The sequence below is a fragment of the Acidimicrobiia bacterium genome (assembly GCA_016650365.1).
In the GTDB taxonomy this organism is placed as follows: Bacteria; Actinomycetota; Acidimicrobiia; order Spongiisociales; family JAENVV01; genus JAENVV01.
Genome location: JAENVV010000311.1, coordinates 1 through 1,712, shown reverse-complemented (window position 1 = coordinate 1,712; position 1,712 = coordinate 1). Strand labels below are relative to the sequence as shown.

General features: G+C 61.1%; 2 protein-coding genes. Both read left to right on the top strand.

The window, feature by feature from the left end; genetic code table 11:
• Window positions 1-25 precede the first annotated feature (25 nt).
• The gene (locus JJE47_16980; GenBank protein ID MBK5269118.1) at window positions 26-868 is read left to right on the top strand and encodes a sulfurtransferase; all 843 of its coding nucleotides are present in this window, start codon (window positions 26-28) and stop codon (window positions 866-868) included.
• Window positions 869-920: 52 nt separating this feature from the next.
• Window positions 921-1,415: a carbonic anhydrase gene (locus tag JJE47_16975; protein MBK5269117.1), complete on the top strand. Its 495-nt coding sequence runs from the start codon at window positions 921-923 to the stop codon at window positions 1,413-1,415.
• Window positions 1,416-1,712 lie beyond the last annotated feature (297 nt).

Genomic DNA, 1,712 nt, shown 5'->3' with positions numbered 1-1,712 from the left:
CCCACATCGAAGGAGCCGACCAAACATGCCCTATACCGATCATCATGCCCTCGTTGACACCGCCTGGTTGTCCGATCACCTCGGCGACGACACCATCCGGATCATCGAGGTGGACGAAGACACCTCGCTGTACGAAGAAAGCCACATCCCCGGGGCGATTGCCTGGAGCTGGTCCACGGACCTGCACCACGAAACCCGCCGCGACTACCTCGACCAGGACGGTTTCAGCTCATTGTTGGCAGCGGCCGGCGTCGGAGCCGACACTACCGTCGTTCTCTACAGCGGCAACAACAACTGGTTCGCCGCGTATGCGTACTGGCTGCTCAAGTATCGGGGTTTCGACAAGGTGAAACTGCTCGACGGAGGCCGCCAGAAGTGGGAACTCGATGGTCTCGCCCTGACCACCGAACGCCCGACCTACACCCCGAGCGGCTTCAAAATTGCCGGCCCGGAGCGTCCTGAGCTGAGAGTCTTCCGCGACGAAGTTCTGACTGCGGTCGAATCTGCCACGTTCATCGACGTGCGGTCTCCCGAAGAATTCAGCGGAAAGAAACTGGCTCCCGATCACCTGCCTCAAGAACAACCGTACGTCGGAGGCCACATCCCGGGAGCCAAGAACGTTCCCTGGAGCCGAGCCGCCAACGAGGACGGCACCTTCAAAAGGGTCGCCGAGTTGCAGGCGATCTATGGCGACGCCGGAGTCACAGACACCACCGAAACGATCGCCTACTGCCGGATCGGCGAGCGGTCCTCACACACCTGGTTCGTACTCCACGAACTCCTCGGCCACCGGAACGCCAAAAACTACGACGGATCGTGGACCGAGTACGGATCCCTCGTCAACGTACCGGTGGTGGTCGGATCATGACCCGACCACCGGCCACCCCTGCCCCCGACCAAGCCCTCCGAGGAGGAACCCGATGACTGTCACCGACGAACTACTCGCCAACAACGAAACGTACGCAGCCACGTTCGACCAAGGAGACCTGGCCATGCCACCAAGCAAGCAGGTGGCGGTCGTCGCCTGCATGGATGCGCGGCTCGATGTCTATCGGATCCTGGGTCTCGCGCTCGGTGAAGCCCACGTCATCCGCAACGCCGGAGGGGTAATCACCGATGATGCCATCCGATCACTGGTCATATCCCAACGTCTCCTCGGCACCAAAGAGATCATCCTCATCCACCATTCCGACTGCGGGATGCTCACCTTCCAGGACCACGAGGTCAAGGCACAAATCAGCGCCGACGTTGGCATCAGACCATCGTTTGCTCTCGAATCGTTCGAGGACGAAGTCGACGACGTCCAACAATCGATCAGCCGCCTCCAGGCCAACCCGTTCATCACCAACAAAACCAACATCCGAGGATTCGTCTTCGACGTAAAAACCGGACGACTCAACGAAGTCGGCGGCTGACGGCGGAGGTAGTCCAGGTCCAGGTCAGGGCCGGGCTCCGCGATGAGACGTTCGGGGCCCGGGCCAACCGTTGGGTTCCGACGATCGCAGACCTGACTCCGACCGCGAGAGCTACGCGGCCATTCTCCGTCGCTACCTCCTCCCCCATTTCGAAGCAACCCCAGCCTTTGGTGTGCCAGGGCCAACGAATGTTCCTAGAGGACTGCTCAGAGCTCCGGCTGTGAGCTGTAGACCGAAGGACTCGCGACGAATCTCACGCGACCGCGAGCTCGACTGCAAACGGCAGGCCGGTTACCT